Raw genomic sequence first — 15,566 nt, forward strand, 5'->3', positions numbered from 1 at the left:
CCCCAATTCAACGCGGACTAAGTCGATCCAAGCGATTCGCCAACGAACTTTTCATCGGCTGGATACGTATATCAAAAACGGCTTCCAGCCTCGCCCTCGACAGCCGCGAATTCGCCAGCCTCCTGACTGGCGCGGGATAGTCGGAACTGGTGATCGGGTCAACCGGAACAGAGCGCCCGCCGCGCTCGGCGCTAGGCCGAATAATCTCGCACGCAAATGCATACCAAGTCAGCGTATACCGTCCGGCAAAGCGCTAACCCCTGCAAAATCTGAAAGCCGGCCTCAGTTCACAAGCTGGCTGTGCCATATCGACGATAGCACTCGCGATATCGGGCGCATAGGTCGGACATCCGATCTGAATCGTCGACCACGCGGGACCGATCGCGTTCACCTGCTAAGCGACATGGTACGCACGAAGTTGCTGCCAAAAGGACAGCCTAGCCGCTTCACGCAGAGACCTTGCCACCTGGCCCTGGGCCCCAATTACGTACACCCGCATTATTGCCTTACGCCTTTACGAGACCAAGACCAAGACGCTCACCGCTATAAACCTTGTCACGCAAGGGCTTCCACCAGTCGGCGTTATCGAGATACCAACGGACGGTTTTTTCAATACCGGTCTCAAAGGTCTCCCGTGCGCGCCATCCCAATTCGCTTTCCAGTTTGCTTGCATCGATCGCGTAACGCCGATCGTGGCCCGGTCGATCAGTGACAAAGGATACGAGGTCGTGGTGCGAATGATTGATCGGCCGGAAATTATCCATCCAAGAACAAATCTGACGAACCACATCGATGTTCTTCCGCTCGTTGCGGCCGCCGATATTGTAGGTTTCGCCAGGACGGCCCTTGACGAGGATTAGCCCGAGCGCGCGCGCATGGTCTTCCACGTGAAGCCAATCGCGCACGTTGGAGCCATCACCGTAGACTGGTAAGGGCATGCGATCGAGGGCGTTGAGAATGATGAGAGGAATCAGCTTCTCCGGGAAGTGATACGGGCCGTAGTTGTTCGAGCAATTCGATACGATAACTGGCAAGCCATAGGTCCGCTGCCACGCCTTTGCGAGATGATCGGAGGCGGCCTTCGTGGCTGAATAGGGAGAACTCGGATCGTACGGTGTTGTTTCGGTAAACAATCCGTCGTCGCCAAGAGAGCCATAGACCTCATCAGTCGAGACATGGATAAAACGGAAATCAGCTGCCTTGCGCGACGATGCGAGATAGCGGCGCGCGGCCTCGAGAAGCGTAAATGTGCCCATGACATTTGTTGTCACAAACACGTCCGATCCGGAAATCGAACGATCAACGTGGCTCTCGGCAGCCAGATGAACCACGGCATCGGGTTGATATTTGGCAAAGATCGCATCGATCGCGGCGACGTCGCAAATGTCGTGCCTTTCAAAAACATACCCATCACGAGATGCAACCGGCGCGAGCGATGCAAGATTTCCAGCGTAGGTCAGTTTATCGACGATAACAACTTCATGTTCCAGATCTGCGATGAAATGACGGCTAACAGCCGATCCAATGAAGCCAGCCCCACCCGTCACGAGTACGCGCATTTATAGATTTCCTACTGACCAAAGTGAAAGGCTGGAGGCGCATCTTGCGAGGCCCGGATGCTTTCCATCCTTGTCTGACAGAGTGATGTCAGCGTGCGCGAGCCGCCAATCTATGCCCAGCGCCGGATCATCCCACGCAAGGCCACTGTCGCACTCCGGCGTGTAATAGTCCGTGACCTTATAGATAACTTCGCAATTTTCCTCGAGCGTGACGTAACCATGGGCAAAGCCCGGCGGGACCCATAATTGGCGCCAGTTTTCTGCAGATAGTTCAACCCCGACATGGCACCCATAGGTCAGCGAACCGACCCTGATATCAACGCCGACGTCGTAGATCGCCCCGCGCTCGCACCTTATAAGTTTACCCTGGGCATGTGGAGCCAACTGAAAATGTAACCCCCGCAGCACTCCTTTCTGCGCGGAGTAAACATGGTTATCCTGAACGAACGCTACTTCCAGCCCGTGAGCCGCAAAGCTATCCGCGCGAAAGGTTTCGGAGAAGAATCCACGCTGATCGCCATGTTTCTTCGGCGACACCAGCAACAACTCGGGGATCTTCAATCGCTCAAATTGCATAAGGCGTGCCGCCATTTTAGAATATGTAATCGGCCGCCTTTACAACCTTACTCAGGACCCGAGGTCAATCCGATATTTTATGCTCGTTACATCCAGGGACGTGTTCGATAGCAAGGGCGCCAGCCAGCTGTTGTCGACCTGACGGGCTTAAGATTTCTGCATCTCATTGATATCTAAGCTTTTATGCCTTTTGAGCTGAGCCCCGCCTTTCGTCCAGCTATGGCAAGAATCGTTGCTTCATTTTGAGCCCTGTTGGCTCGGTGGTGCAACGGGACGGGGGCCCCCGGTGTAGCGCAGCGTCCCGTCCGTCCCTTTGCATGGCGGGGTGCTGATCTTGGCGTGAGCCGCAGGTGCGAGATTGCCGAGGCCACTGTGTGGTCTGATCGTATTGTAGTCATCCTTCCAAAGCGAGAGGGCCTCGCGGGCATGACCAAGTGAGCTGAACAGCGTCTCGTTGAGCAACTCGTCGCAGCTGTCCATTGAAGCTCTCCACGAAAGCGTTCTGCTGCGGCTTGCCAGGCGCGATGTGGTGCCACTCGACGTGCCAGTCCTGTGATCAGCGCAGGATCACCATGCCGGTCAGCTCGCTGCCGTTGGCGGCGACAATCAGAGTGGGTCGGCCGCGAACTGTGATGACGGTATCGAGTTCGCGCACAACCCGCAGAGCAGGCAGCGAGGTATCGCCGACCAACGCCAGACACTCTCCCGCGAAGTCGTCGACGATTGCCAGGATGGGGAAGCGACGGCCGTCAGTTATCGCATAGGGTAGGAAGTCCAGGCTCCAACGTTGATTAGCAACCTGCAGGATCGCCACCGGGGACCGTGTTCCAGCGCCCGTTTGCACCTGCGGGGAAGCGGAAAGCTGTCGTCCATCGGCGGCTGCATGTTCTGCTCAAGCGGGAGGGCTATCTGATCAACCACAAGAAGCTCTTCCGGCTCTGTCGGGAAGAGAAGCTGTCGGTGCGCCGCCGTAGCGATCGCAAGCGAGCGATCGCGACCAGGGCGCCGATGCTGGTGCCGATGACGCCGAACGACCGCTGGTCGCTCGACTTTGCGTCGGATCAGCTTACCGACGGCCGCCGCTTCCGCATCCTGACCGTCGTCGATGATTGTACCCGCGAGTGCCTGGCGCTGGTGGCCGACACCTAGCTCTACGGCATCCGCGTGGCGCGGGAACTGGACCGACTGATGATCGAGCGCGGCAAGCCGAAGATGGTGGTCAGCGACGACGGCAGCGAACTCACCAGCAATGCCATCCTGACATGGGCCGATCACAGCCGCGTCGAATGGCATCGACATCACGCCGGGCAAAACCTATGCAGAGTGCCTTCATAGAGAGCTTCAATGGGCGCTTGAGGGACGAACTCCTGAACGAGACGTTGTTCACGTCACTGGCCCAGGTTCGCATTGCCGCCGGATTCTGGCGGGCCGATTACAACGACACACGACCACACTCGCAACTCGGATATCGAACCCGGTCCGAGTTCGCCTTGACCTGCCACTCGCGCCGGATCTGGCGCTGCGCTATGCTGAGGGCGCCACGCCAGCTCCCGTCGCTACCACCGCCCATCCGAGCAAACCCAACGCCCGGGACGAACTCAGGACTGAATAAACTTGGGGGCAAGGTCAAATCCATCACCTCGGAGAGGAGCTGGACGTGAACCTGAGGCTGCAATCAACTTCGACTCTGCTCTTCTCTGGATGCAAGAAGGAGCTCAGGTCAGGCTGGCAATAATGGTACTGGCTTCGCACACCGCCGACATTGCCGGCGGTGCTGCACCAAGACCATCTGGATAAACCGAGCGCACGTTACGAAGGCCCGCGAGATCGAAGTCGTTCTGCAAACCTACTCCGCGGCAACGCGGTCGCTTAGATAGACTATATCAACCCGAAGATGGCTCCGAGGAACACTCCAATGGTCTCCCGCGCGTTCTGGCGATAGATTCCGGATCGGTGCAGCAGGTAAATGCGGCGCGGCAGCGCGCTCCGCCGTGCGAGCGCGAAACGGTCCAGCGTGGTCAAAGCGGGCTGAGAAAGCTGGCTCCGCATCCTGTCCAGGGCTTCCAAGTTTACATCATTCCAGCTCTTCATCCGGCGATTTGCAAAAGCCATGGCCCTTACAAGACGCTGCCGTGGCCCCCTGTTTGACCCAATTAGATTGCGTTCATGCTGCCGGTACTTGAGGCTCGGAACGGGGTCATAGAAGGCTTTCCCGCCGGCCCCGGTCACGATCTGGTAGGTCCACCAATCGTGAGCAATCAAGTTCACATCGTGTGGAGTTTGAGCCAGCAGATGCATGGCCGCTCGGTTCATAACCATAGTATTGCCGCCCCCCATGTTCTGCACGAGCGCATTTTGGAAGCTCGGCGGGCGTCGAAATAGAGGCGATAGCCCCACCGGCGTTCCATCCTCTTCGATCAGGGCCGTCCGGCTAAAGTAAAGACGCGGCACTTCCGATGGCCCATTGACCGCCAACCATTTCGCGGCTCTCTCTAATTTTTCGGGCAACCAAATATCGTCCTGATCGCTAAAGGCAAAGAGATCGCCGTCCGATTGCTGCGCCCATCTCAGGAGAGACAGGAAGTTTTGCCAGAAACCCCGACGAGGCCCCTCGATAAGACTAACCTTCTGAGGTACGGCACATCCGAACCGCCGAACTACATCGATCGTCTCGTCGGTCGAACCATCATCCGAAACCACGAGCTCCCAGTTTCGGTGTGATTGCGCAACGAAGGATTCTAGCTGCTCAGTGATGTGCTCTGCTCCGTTGAATGCTGCGAGCAGGATGACAATTTTCTGGTCCCTAGCGAGCATGTTGCGTCCAACGCTTCCCATGGCCAACCGCACAACCCGACATGTGCTCGTCTCCAAGGTTCTTGAGGCAGGTTATTGCTGTTCTCGGCACACTCCCCATGCTCCTACAAGCAACTTCCGGGCTTGACGAGGAGAGTTTGAGGATCATTTTCGAATCGGCGACGTCGCTCGCGGTTTATTGCTTTTCATCCACATTGTTGGCCTGCTGCATATCGCTGGTCTTGCCCGCCTCGGCCACTAGCTTGAACACCGCCCCTCCAACCTTTCCCATTTTTTCAGGTCAAGCGACTTCCCATTGCGATCGCTATCATTCCGGCTTACGCGCTTGTCGGAATCAGCTTCACTTTCGCACCCTACGATCGGATATTTTGTAGGCTTCCACCTGAAGACAGCGGTATCGAGTATCTCTGGCTCAATTGCTTCACAGACCTGAACTACGACCCCTTCTGTCGGGAGAGTCGGCCTTCACATCTCACAGTTTGCGCCGTTGAGATTGCTCCTTTCCCTACTCAGATCACATGGCACAGACAATTTTGAAAGTTACCCCCTACAGGCGGGCGAGTTCGGAGACGATTGTATGCCTACTCACATGGTTTCTCCATCTGGAACGACGGCGATCGAGGTGGCCGTGCGCGTATACTCTAGAACCAAAGCTCCGCCTGATTGCACTGGTATTTGCTCCGACCTACCGGTACAGTTCTTCAGTATCCATCGGCTCACATCAGAATACTTGAGCACACCTAGAAGCTTACTCCGTCTTCTGCCATGTTAGCGAAGCTGATAGGATGCAAGAACGACACTAGTTCGACTGCTAGCCACTCGCAACCGATTGCTTTCAAGCCCATGCTCCATGGTCAGACCAGAATCAGCAAAGTTCATTTGGTGCTCACTCATAAGTGCGCTTTCTATGGTTTGTTTGTCCTATTGAGCGCTCAAATCGCAATTCAATGCTTGAATCTCGTTGCTATCGCAAAGGTCAAGTCGATTGTCCCGTTACTTGATCCGGCCAAGTTAGATCCCGCCGCCTTTCATATACGGTATGATGCGAACAACTTGCTGACCGCAATTCTTTGCGCAGGGATTGTGGCACCCTTCGCGATTCTTTTTTGCCTGGCGCGTATCAGCTTTGGCTACGTCATCGCATTCTACCTTTACATGATGGCGCTCGGGTACATGTGGCTGAATTCTTTTTCAGACCTAAACTATGACCACATACTGTACGGGGCCTCTGTTGCGGCCTCCACATTTGCGTTTGTTCTTCCTGCCTTATTCATTTCGTCGCCCATCAAACAGACGTTTGTGCTCTCAAAGCGGGGTAGCGACACGGCATTAACTTTCATACTCCTGGTCGCCGCAGTCACAGTGGCGGCTGGCGCCTACTACAACTTCAGGCTAGTGAGCGTTTTATCAATTTATGACTTCCGAAACGATCTCAATTTTCCGAGCCCACTAAGGTATCTACTTTCGATCAACTCGACCGTCCTTCTACCATTCGCGTTCGCGGCTTTTCTCGAGCGCAGGAACCGTTGGGGCGCGACAGCTGCTCTATTGCTCTTGCTTCTTCTTTATCCTATCACTCTGGCAAAGGTGGCCCTGTTCGCGCCATTTTGGCTTATCTTCATGGCGCTGTTGGCCTCGCTCCTCGAAGCCAGAACATCTATAGTCCTTTCGTTGCTTCTGCCGACGCTCTCCGGAATCCTCCTTGTGATGTTCGGAGCCACGTCCTACTTTCTGCTCGTGAACTTTCGAATGATTGCGATACCGTCCACGGCCTTGGACTTCTACAGCCACTATTTTTCAACCCACGGCTTTACCCACTTCTGCCAAATTTGGATCATCAAACCTTTTGTGTCATGCGCGTATCAAGAGCCGCTGTCCGTGCTGATGCAGCAAACCTACCACCTTGGTTTCTTCAATGCCTCGTTGTTTGCTACTGAAGGCATTGCGTCGGCGGGCCCCTATCTTGCTCCAGTTGCCATTTTCCTGTGCGGATTGATCATTGCTCTGGGGAGCCGGCTGTCTGCGGGATTCCCGCCGCGCTTTATTCTCACCTCAAGCGCGATCGTGGCTCAGGTCCTGCTCAACGTCCCGCTGTCGACTGTCTTGCTAACGCATGGTCTGGCGATCCTGTATCTGCTTTGGTACATTACGCCGCACAACCTTCATTCCGTCAGCGAATAGTGCTGAGGAGAAACTCGATTCCGCGCGACCGGCTCGACGCGTCGTGTCCCGCGCATCCAGCAAATCATGCGTATCCTGATACTCAATGCGGACTACCCGAGCTTCCTGGCCTGGCTCTATCGCCGCGAGGCTGGCCTTGCGAATGCGTCCTACGCCACGCAAATGGCCGCACGCAACAACAGCCTGTTCGGTGTCGCCGACTTCTACTCGAGGAATTTCGCCGCGCTGAGCCACTCCGCAGCGGAGATCCACGTCAATAACCCCTGGCTGCAGGCAGCCTGGGCGCGGGAGCATGGCATGGCCGTGGCAGTCTCCGAGCCGGCCATGGGCGCCAGCAACAGGCTTCCTGCTTGGCTGCTGCAGGCGGTCGCGCCGTTCAAGCCGATGTTGAGGCCGTTCGCTCGCAAGATTGGACTCAGCCCAAAGCTCGACGCACAGGCAGAAAAAATCCTGCTCGCCCAGATCGAGGATTTCAGGCCGGATCTGGTGCTGAACCAGGATACGTTTCACATCGATACCCCGCTGATGCGTCGCATCAAGGGAATTGGCAAGCCTAAACTGGTCGGCCAGATCGGGATTTCGCCGACCCGTGGCGAGGACTGGCGGGTTTATGACCTGTTGATCTCCCAACTGGTCGCCACGGTCGAGTTTTTCCGAGGCCAGGGCGTCCGCGCCGAGGTCAGCCATCTCGCCTTCGAGCCCGCCATCCTCGATGCGTTACCTCCGGCGCCGGCGCAGGATGTCGACATCTCCTTCGTCGGCACCGTCTCAGCCGATCATCAGCAACGGATCGCACTATTGGAGGCGGTTGCCGCGCGCTACGACCTCAAACTGTTCGGCAATATCGCGCCAGGCCTCCCCGCCTCCTCTCCCCTGCATCGCCGTTTTCAAGGCGAAGCCTGGGGCACTGAGATGTATCAGGCGCTACGGCGCTCGCGCATCACGCTGAACTCCCACATCGACATGGCCGGCCAGGAGGCCGGAAATGTGCGGCTGTTCGAAGCGACCGGCGTCGGCACGTTTCTGCTCACCGACCTCAAGGAGAATCTGCACACGCTGTTCGACCCGGGCCGCGAAGTCGTGGCGTGGCGCTCGATCGACGACTGCATTGAAAAGATCGAGCGATATCTCGCCGACGATGCGGCGCGAAAGGAGATCGCTGCTGCCGGTCAGCGCCGCACGCTGACGGCGCACAATTACCGCGAACGAACCCGCGGAATCCTGGCAGCCGTCGAAAATTCGTGAGCCCTCCGCCGCGACAGGATGGACGGAATATTTCCTTGACGCCGGGGGGCAAAGCAGCCACATTGCCCTCAAAATAGCCGCTTTGCGGTTGATTTTACTCACCTTTTTCGGCCGGCCGATGGATAGCGTCGAACACTGTCGCTTTAACGATCAGCTTTACGCGATCATTGTTCGCGCCTCCTTTCGGGAACCGGGGATCACATTTTTCTCCACGCCTGAATTGTCGCAGCAGCTTGCCTATATGAGCCACCCAAAGGGCAAGAGCATTGCTCCGCATCGGCACAACAAGGTGACGCGCGAGGTTCACTACACCCAGGAAGTGCTGGTGATCCAGAAAGGCAAGCTGCAGGTCGACTTCTACACCGAGAGCGAAGAATATCTGGAGAGCCGCGTGCTCTCGGCCGGAGACATCATTCTTCTTTGCAGCGGCGCCCATGGATTCGAGGTGCTGGAACCGCTTGAGATGATTGAAATCAAGCAGGGTCCCTATGCGGGCGAAGGCGACAAGACGCGCTTCCCCGAGGCGCCGGCTGTGGTGAAGCGGATCAAGGGTCCGATTGCGTGACGCAGGATTTCGTTCCAGTCAACACCCCACTCCTGAACGGAAACGAAGCTGAATATCTGGCCGAGTGCGTTCGCACCGGATGGATATCTTCCGAAGGTCCGTTCATTCCACGCTTTGAGTCGGCTATGGCGCAGATCGCGGGACGCCGTCACGGCGTCGCCGTCACCAACGGATCCGTTGCGCTCGATATTGCCGTTCACGCGCTCTCGCTCGAGCCGGGCAGCGAAGTCATCATTCCGACGTTTACGATCATCAGTTGCGCATCCGCGGTGGTCCGCGCCGGACTTGTTCCCGTCGTGGTCGACTGCGATCCGAACACCTGGAACATGACTGCGGACGCAGTGGAAGCGGCGATCACGCCAAGAACCCGCGCGATCATGGTGGTGCATATCTATGGCCTGCCGGTCGATCTCGACCCGATCCTTGAGCTTGCGCGCAAGCATGACCTTCGCGTGATCGAGGACGCCGCCGAGATGCACGGCCAGACTTATCGCGGCCAGCCCTGCGGCAGTTTTGGAGACGTGAGCACGTTCAGCTTCTATCCGAATAAGCACGTCACGACAGGCGAAGGGGGGATGATCCTGACCGATGACGCGCAACTCGCCGACCGGCTGCGCAGTCTCCGCAATCTCTGCTTCAAGCCCGAGCAGCGCTTTGTCCATGACGAGCTTGGATGGAACGCGCGCATGACCAACCTGCAGGCCGCTCTCGGCGTCGCCCAGACCGAGCGGCTAGGCGAGATGATCGACATCAAGCGCCGGACCGGCCGACGCTATGACGAGCTTCTGGAAGGGGTCGATCTGATCCGGCGCCCTATCCCCCGTACCAACTACGCTGACAACATCTATTGGGTGTATGGCGTCGTCCTGAAAGACGCGGTCGAGTTCGACGCCAAGGAAGCGATGCGCCGGCTCGCCGGCAAGGGCATCGGCACCCGTCCCTTCTTTTGGTGCATGCATGAACAGCCCGTCCTGCGCAGAGCCGGCCTGTTCGCGAGCGACTCGCATCCTCACGCGGAACGGATCGCGCGCCGCGGCTTCTATCTTCCGAGCGGCCTTGGATTGACGGACGACCAGATGGTGCGATCCGCACAGGCGCTGAAGGAGATCCTTGCTTGAGCGCCTTCGAACGCTACGCGCCGTGGTATGACCTGCTCTATCAGGACAAGGATTATGCCGCGGAAGCATCCTTTGTGGACGTGCAACTCCGTCGTCATGGCGCTACACCCGGTACGTTGCTCGATCTCGGTTGCGGCACCGGCGTGCACGCCCATGAGTTCGCGCGCATGGGATGGACAGTCACCGGTGTCGACATCAGCGCAGACATGATCCGCCGGGCCGAGGCGCGTACGGGAGGCGGTTCGGAACACGTTCGATTTCGGCAGGGGGACGTCTGCGAATCCGGCCCGGAGCGGGATTTCGACGCCGCGGTCGCCCTGTTCCATGTGGCGAGCTACCAGACCAGCCGGGGAAGACTTCAGAACATGCTGGCGAGTGCAGCCATCGCACTCAAGCCGGGCGGTATTCTCCTGTTCGACTATTGGTATGGCGGCGCCGTACTCGCGCAAAGCGTTGAAACCCGCGTCAAGGTCGTCGAACGCGCGCCGCTGCGCATCACCCGGATCGCCCAGTCCAACCATAATGAGGCCAGCGCGACCGTTCAGGTCAACTACACGCTGTTCTGCGAGGACATTGCGCAATCGACGATCCATCGGATCGACGAAGCACACTACCTCCGCTACTGGTTTCCGTTCGAGGTCGAGGCGCTTCTCGGCGCGACCGGTTTCGAGCCAATCGGTCACTATGCGTGGCTGTCGACGACCAGCCCGCCGAACTCGCGAGACTGGGCGGCTTATTCCATCGCCAGGAAAAAGACGGTTCAACTGTGAAGCAGTTTCACGTTGGCGTCGTGCTGGAGTTGCCACTCGAGGTCGGCGGCGGCTTCCAGCAAGGGCTTAGCGATATCGCATGGCTCCGCGGCTGGGCGAAGACAGTCGATATTGACGTGACCGTCTTCACCACCCAGCCCAACAACATCGCCATCCTGTCCGAACTCGGCATCGAGGCCACGCTGTTGCGGATTGGTTGGTTCGACCGGCTGTTCCTGTTCCTGAAATATTGCGGGTGGTTCGACCTCCTGCAGTACGCGTTGCACTTATGCCCGCCCTTGGAGAAGCGGCTGATCCGGGAGCATGTCGATATCGTCTATTTCCTGACGACATCGAACTGGCAACTCGTGCTCTACAAGCTGCCTTTCATCATCACGATATTCGACGGTTGCCATCGCGATTCGCCGGAATTCGACGAGGCGCGTGAATTCGCCGAGTTCGAACGTCGCGAAATCGTCTTTCGCAGCGCCAGCACCAAGGCGGCTTTGGTCGTCGCCAACGCCAAAGAGGTGATTGATGCGCTGTGCCGTCGCTACGCGATGGAACAGGATCGCGCGGTTTGTATCCCGTTTTCGCCATCACCCTATGTGGCACGCTCGATTTCGGCTGGCGAGCAAACGGACGCGGACGCCGCGATCCTGCGAAAGTACGGCCTAGAGCCCGGTTATCTCTTCTACCCCGCCCAGTTCTGGTCTCATAAGAATCACGCAACCATCCTGCTGGCGATGAGTTTGCTGCAGAAGCACGGGATACAGACAACGCTGGTGCTATGCGGATCGGATCGCGGTTCGCGTAACGCAATCGAAGCCTTGGCCGCGCAACTCGGCCTTGGCGACCGCGTGCGTATCCTCGGCTTTGTTCCCTCTATCGAACTCGCCCCGCTCTATCGCAACGCAGCAGCACTGGTGATGGCAAGCTACTTCGGTCCGACCAATCTGCCGCCGCTCGAAGCCTGGTCGGTTGGCACGCCCGTGATCTATCCCGAAGACTTCGAGGCGCAAGCCGGCGATGCCGCCATTCTGTTCGATTACGACAATCCCGCTTCGCTGGCAGAAGCCATCGTCAAGGCCAGCCTACCCGAGGAACGTGCCCGGCTCGCCACCGCGGGCAAAGAGAGGCTCGAATATTTTGCGCGCCAGATCCACGACGGACATCGCGAGTTCGCGCAACACCTTCTGAGACTTCGATACCGCCGCTACCCTCGGATCTATTGAGGACCGCACGCGTTCCTATCGGGGAATAATCGCGATTGTCTTTGCGCGGATATTTCCAATCAGCAGGGGGATCGCCGCCACTCCTGCAACCGCCAGCCAGATCGCACATTCCGCGACGAAGCGCTGCATGCCAGTCCAGGGTATCGTGGAACGGATCATAATTCCCAACCCCCATCCAGCCACTATCGTCGCACCCATGACCCCCGCCAGAAACATCAGGTGACGGAACGGGTGCTTGAGCGTTTGACGCATGATGACAAGCGTCAACAGGCCGAACTGAACCAGGAGATCGCTCGCTACGATCGCAGCCGCCGCGCCCAGCGGGCCCAGTTGCGGGATCAGCAGCAGCGATAAGACGAGAAAGACAATGAGCTGCAGCCCCTTGCTGCGTACAAGAAGATCGGCCCGGTTGCTGTAATTGGCATAGCTTAGCGCCAGGATCGCGGGCGCGGCCACGCTGGTGCCGATCAGCATCGTCTTTGCCAGCAACGGATCGTAGGGAATGGCGCCGCGGGTCCAGAGCACGAAGAAATCAGGCCAAAACGGCAACAGTCCCGACACGACCGCACTAGCGAGCACCGCCACAAATACCGAACCGCGGGCATAGAGCACGCGCAACCGTTCGGTCGCACCAACAGCATAGTCGTGGCCGAGTTCAGCAGCCAGCGGAAGAGTCACCTGCAGGCAGAGCGCCCGCAATAGCCCAGCCGCAACGCGGATCAACCCCCATTGTGCGACAGCGACGCGATCGGCCACCAGCGCGCTGACCAGGAGCACCGGGAGGTTCATCAGCGCCAGCTCGGTCGCGCCAGCGATTCCGAACGGCGCCGCCTTGCGTAGCTGACCGACCATCCAGCGTATCGGACGTCTGCCCCGCGCCTTGCGCAGGAATGGATGCAAGCGCGGCGCATCGATGGTGATCAGATAGACCGCAATCAATATCTGCATCGCGACATAGGCGAACGTGACGGCAAACAAGCTTGCTGTCGCAGCGATCGCAACCAACTGCGCGACCTGTCCGATCAGCGTTCCGAAGCTCTGCAACCAGACAGCGCGGCCGTACAGGCCCCGCGCCCGATAGAGTGCCGACACCAGACCCGCCGGAAGCGTGAGCAGCATACCCGCCGTCATCGCCACAAAGGCAGCATCGAAATTCTCGATCGCCTCGAACCGGAACACCGTGGACGGCGAAACAGCCAGCACCGCTGCCAGCACCAGACCGACGAGCACGACGCTAAGCCAAAGGTAGAGTCGCATTATCGCAGCATAGAATGTCGCGGTGCGGCCGTCGCAATCAACGCTGGACTTGAATGAGAAGAAGCGGTTGATGGCACGAAGCTGCAGGCCGCCATCTGCGACCAGCACAAGGTTGCCGATCGCATAGATGACGAACCAGGCGGCCAGCTCCTCGCCGCTCCAGAAATGCAGAAAGACAGGAACCAGCGCGACCTGCTGGATGATCCCGAGCACCATCTGGAAAATGCTGGCGGACCAACCCGCAAGCAGTCTTCGTGCCCGGGTCGGGGGCGAAATGCCCGCGGGGACATTCTCTCTGCCGCGCGCGTTTGGCTCTTCGATCAAGTCCGGGGACCTCTTTGGCGTACAGAGGGGCTAGCAGCAACCCGATGGGATGTCGATACTTGGCCCTCGTGCCGAAACATGCGGCAAGCTGGCTCTCACAGCCCACAACGGGCCACAGAGGCCAACTGGCGCGGAGTGGCCACCCGGATATGGAAAGTGCACCCAGCCTTGCGGGTGTCCCTAAAACGGATCCCGGCCGCTTTCCTGCACGATCCCCGCCAACCCACTCAAAACATCAAGTCCGCCATGCCGTTGCCGGCGGGAGGCGGACCTTGCCGGGAGGTTGTCCGGCGCTATTGTAGCGCCGCCGTTCGATCCGGAGCCCCCCGTAATGCCCGTCCCGCATGCATCGCAAGCCCTGTCCCGATTCACCGTTCTCGACCTCACCCGCGTCCGCTCCGGCCCCACCTGTGTGCGGCAGCTCGCGGACTGGGGCGCCAATGTCATCAAGATCGATGCCTTGACGGAGGACGCTGGCGGCGAGCAACCGGGCGGCCCACGGCATGGCTCGGACTTCCAGAACTTGCACCGCAACAAGCGCGCGATGACGCTCAATCTCAAGGATCCAAAAGGTCTCGAAGTATTCAAGCGGCTGGCCGAACAGGCTGACGTTGTGGTTGAGAATTTCCGGCCTGATGTCAAAGCCAAGCTCGGCATCGACTACGAGAGTCTCCGCCAAATCAATCCGCGCATTGTCTATGGTAGCATCTCCGGCTTCGGCCAGGACGGGCCCTACCACAAACGCCCGGGGTTCGATCAGATTGCGCAGGGCATGGGCGGACTGATGTCAGTGACCGGCGCGCCCGGCGGCGGCCCAATGCGGGTCGGTATTCCCGTTGCCGACCTTGCAGCCGGCCTGTTCTGCGCGATCGGCATCCTCACGGCGCTCCTGGAACGCGACGTATCGGGTGAGGGTCAATGGGTACAGACCTCGCTGTTGCAGGCGCAGATCTTCATGCTGGATTTCCAGGCCGCGCGCTGGCTGATGGAAAAGGAAGTGGCGCAGCAGGCAGGGAACAACCACCCGACGTCGATTCCCACGGGCGTGTTCAAGACGTCGGATGGTTACATCAACATCGCCACGACAGGCGGACGCATCTGGGAACGCTGCGCACAGGCGATCGGGGCTCCCGAACTCATCAGCGATCCCGACTATGCCACGGCGCCGGCGCGTTCCAAGAACCGCGACGCGCTCAATGCGAAGATCAACGAGCTGACACAGAAGAAATCCACCGAGACCTGGGTGAGCGAGCTGAACGCAGCCGGCGTGCCCTGTGGCCCGATCTATTCCATCGACCAGATGTTCGAGGATGCGCAAGTGAAACATCTCGGCATCGCCCGGGACGTGCCGAACACAGAGAACCGGCACATCCGACTGGTGAGCCAGCCGGTGACGCTCTCGCGGACGCCAAGCACCATGGCGGCGCGCCCGCCGGAATTTGGCGAGCAGACCGACGAAGTGCTGGCGGAGTTCGGCTTCAGCAAAGATGAGATCGCCGAGCTCAGACAGCGCAAGGTCGTATAAGGCTTTACGCCTTCGCCGGCCGCAGCCGTCGGGTGGCGCCGCTAAGCGCCTTGTCGATCAAGGGCCAGAACAACAGGACGATTGCGAGCGTCGTGATCGAACCGACGAGCCCGTTCGACCAGAACACCTTCATATCGCCGCCGGAACCGATCATCGATAGCCGGAACGCATCCTCGGCACGGTTGCCGAGCACTAACGCGAGCGTGAACGGCGCCAGAGGAATGCCAATCTTCTTGAAGACGTAACCCACCACGCCAAAGCCCAGCATCAGCCAGATGTCGAACATCGCGTTCTGGATCGCGTAGGCGCCGATCGCGCAGGACACCACGATCATCGGCGCAACCGCCGCAAACGGCACGCGCAGGATCGAGGCGAAGATCGGCACCGTCGTCAGCACCAGGACTAGTACCCACTTTTC

13 protein-coding genes and 3 pseudogenes are annotated in these 15,566 nt (G+C 58.8%); 8 read left to right on the plus strand and 8 right to left on the minus strand.

The genetic code is table 11. The features are described 5' to 3' along the window. Positions 1-7 precede the first annotated feature (7 nt). The 4 genes and pseudogenes from CWO89_RS49520 to CWO89_RS47875 all read right to left on the minus strand — a co-directional run. Positions 8-235, minus strand: a pseudogene (locus tag CWO89_RS49520) (sugar nucleotide-binding protein); the annotation flags it as partial. A 271-nt stretch (positions 236-506) separates the two neighbouring features. Next, entirely contained in the window at positions 507-1,559 is a 1,053-nt protein-coding gene (gene rfbB, locus CWO89_RS14475) for a dTDP-glucose 4,6-dehydratase (RefSeq protein ID WP_130579471.1), read from the minus strand. Then, complete coding sequence (gene rfbC, locus CWO89_RS14480) at positions 1,560-2,150, minus strand: dTDP-4-dehydrorhamnose 3,5-epimerase (RefSeq protein ID WP_245476279.1); 591 nt, start codon at positions 2,148-2,150, stop codon at positions 1,560-1,562. Positions 2,151-2,372: 222 nt separating this feature from the next. Beyond that, positions 2,373-2,964 (minus strand): annotated as a pseudogene (locus tag CWO89_RS47875) (integrase core domain-containing protein); the annotation flags it as partial. On the opposite strand from CWO89_RS47875, the pseudogene CWO89_RS14500 reads away from it, so the two are divergent. Then, positions 2,964-3,747 (plus strand): annotated as a pseudogene (locus CWO89_RS14500) (IS3 family transposase); the annotation flags it as partial. The pseudogenes CWO89_RS47875 and CWO89_RS14500 overlap by 1 nt on opposite strands. Positions 3,748-3,850: 103 nt before the next feature. Here CWO89_RS14500 and CWO89_RS48845 read toward each other — a convergent pair. Further along, entirely contained in the window at positions 3,851-3,979 is a 129-nt protein-coding gene (locus CWO89_RS48845; RefSeq protein WP_283813533.1) for a hypothetical protein, read from the minus strand. 34 nt (positions 3,980-4,013) lie between these two features. Continuing rightward, entirely contained in the window at positions 4,014-4,949 is a 936-nt protein-coding gene (locus CWO89_RS14505; protein WP_130579474.1) for a glycosyltransferase family 2 protein, read from the minus strand. A gap of 951 nt (positions 4,950-5,900) precedes the next feature. Between CWO89_RS14505 and CWO89_RS14510 the strand changes: the two genes are divergently transcribed. The 6 genes from CWO89_RS14510 (at position 5,901) to CWO89_RS14535 (ending at position 12,042) form a co-directional block, all read left to right on the plus strand. Then, positions 5,901-7,130 carry a hypothetical protein gene (locus CWO89_RS14510; protein ID WP_130579475.1) on the plus strand — a complete coding sequence of 410 codons (1,230 nt, stop codon included), beginning with the start codon at positions 5,901-5,903 and terminating at the stop codon, positions 7,128-7,130. 66 nt (positions 7,131-7,196) lie between these two features. Beyond that, entirely contained in the window at positions 7,197-8,375 is a 1,179-nt protein-coding gene (locus CWO89_RS14515; protein ID WP_130579476.1) for a CgeB family protein, read from the plus strand. Between the two features lie 241 nt (positions 8,376-8,616). Beyond that, a complete protein-coding gene (locus CWO89_RS14520) occupies positions 8,617-8,940 on the plus strand; it encodes a cupin domain-containing protein (protein WP_245476281.1) in 324 nt (107 codons plus the stop codon). Beyond that, on the plus strand, positions 8,937-10,058 hold the full coding sequence (locus CWO89_RS14525) for a DegT/DnrJ/EryC1/StrS family aminotransferase (protein WP_130579478.1): 1,122 nt from the start codon (positions 8,937-8,939) through the stop codon (positions 10,056-10,058). The genes CWO89_RS14520 and CWO89_RS14525 overlap by 4 nt, the downstream gene beginning before the upstream one ends. Further along, entirely contained in the window at positions 10,055-10,828 is a 774-nt protein-coding gene (locus CWO89_RS14530; RefSeq protein WP_130579479.1) for a class I SAM-dependent DNA methyltransferase, read from the plus strand. Before CWO89_RS14525 ends, CWO89_RS14530 begins: the two co-directional genes overlap by 4 nt. Next, positions 10,825-12,042: a glycosyltransferase gene (locus CWO89_RS14535; protein ID WP_130579480.1), complete on the plus strand. Its 1,218-nt coding sequence runs from the start codon at positions 10,825-10,827 to the stop codon at positions 12,040-12,042. Before CWO89_RS14530 ends, CWO89_RS14535 begins: the two co-directional genes overlap by 4 nt. 15 nt (positions 12,043-12,057) lie before the next feature. Here the strand turns inward: CWO89_RS14535 and CWO89_RS14540 are convergent, their stop codons facing one another. Then, a complete protein-coding gene (locus CWO89_RS14540) occupies positions 12,058-13,515 on the minus strand; it encodes an MATE family efflux transporter (RefSeq protein ID WP_130579481.1) in 1,458 nt (485 codons plus the stop codon). Positions 13,516-13,954: 439 nt separating this feature from the next. Between CWO89_RS14540 and CWO89_RS14545 the strand changes: the two genes are divergently transcribed. Beyond that, a complete protein-coding gene (locus CWO89_RS14545; RefSeq protein WP_130579482.1) occupies positions 13,955-15,148 on the plus strand; it encodes a CaiB/BaiF CoA transferase family protein in 1,194 nt (397 codons plus the stop codon). A gap of 4 nt (positions 15,149-15,152) precedes the next feature. On the opposite strand, the gene CWO89_RS14550 is transcribed toward CWO89_RS14545, so the two are convergent. Beyond that, positions 15,153-15,566 (minus strand): tripartite tricarboxylate transporter permease (locus CWO89_RS14550; protein WP_207234480.1); only part of this gene is annotated, 414 nt, incomplete at its 5' end.

The sequence above is a fragment of the Bradyrhizobium sp. Leo170 genome (assembly GCF_004296405.1).
Classification (GTDB): Bacteria; Pseudomonadota; Alphaproteobacteria; order Rhizobiales; family Xanthobacteraceae; genus Bradyrhizobium.

Excerpts from the sequence above, each read along its gene's own strand:
- rfbB (WP_130579471.1), bottom strand. The coding sequence starts at position 1,559 with ATGCGCGTACTCGTGACGGGTGGGGCTGGCTTCATTGGATCGGCTGTT.
- rfbC (WP_245476279.1), bottom strand. The coding sequence starts at position 2,150 with ATGGCGGCACGCCTTATGCAATTTGAGCGATTGAAGATCCCCGAGTTG.
- CWO89_RS14505 (WP_130579474.1), bottom strand. The coding sequence starts at position 4,949 with ATGCTCGCTAGGGACCAGAAAATTGTCATCCTGCTCGCAGCATTCAAC.
- CWO89_RS14515 (WP_130579476.1), top strand. The coding sequence starts at position 7,197 with ATGCGTATCCTGATACTCAATGCGGACTACCCGAGCTTCCTGGCCTGG.
- CWO89_RS14520 (WP_245476281.1), top strand. The coding sequence starts at position 8,617 with ATGAGCCACCCAAAGGGCAAGAGCATTGCTCCGCATCGGCACAACAAG.
- CWO89_RS14540 (WP_130579481.1), bottom strand. The coding sequence starts at position 13,515 with ATGGTGCTCGGGATCATCCAGCAGGTCGCGCTGGTTCCTGTCTTTCTG.
- CWO89_RS14545 (WP_130579482.1), top strand. The coding sequence starts at position 13,955 with ATGCCCGTCCCGCATGCATCGCAAGCCCTGTCCCGATTCACCGTTCTC.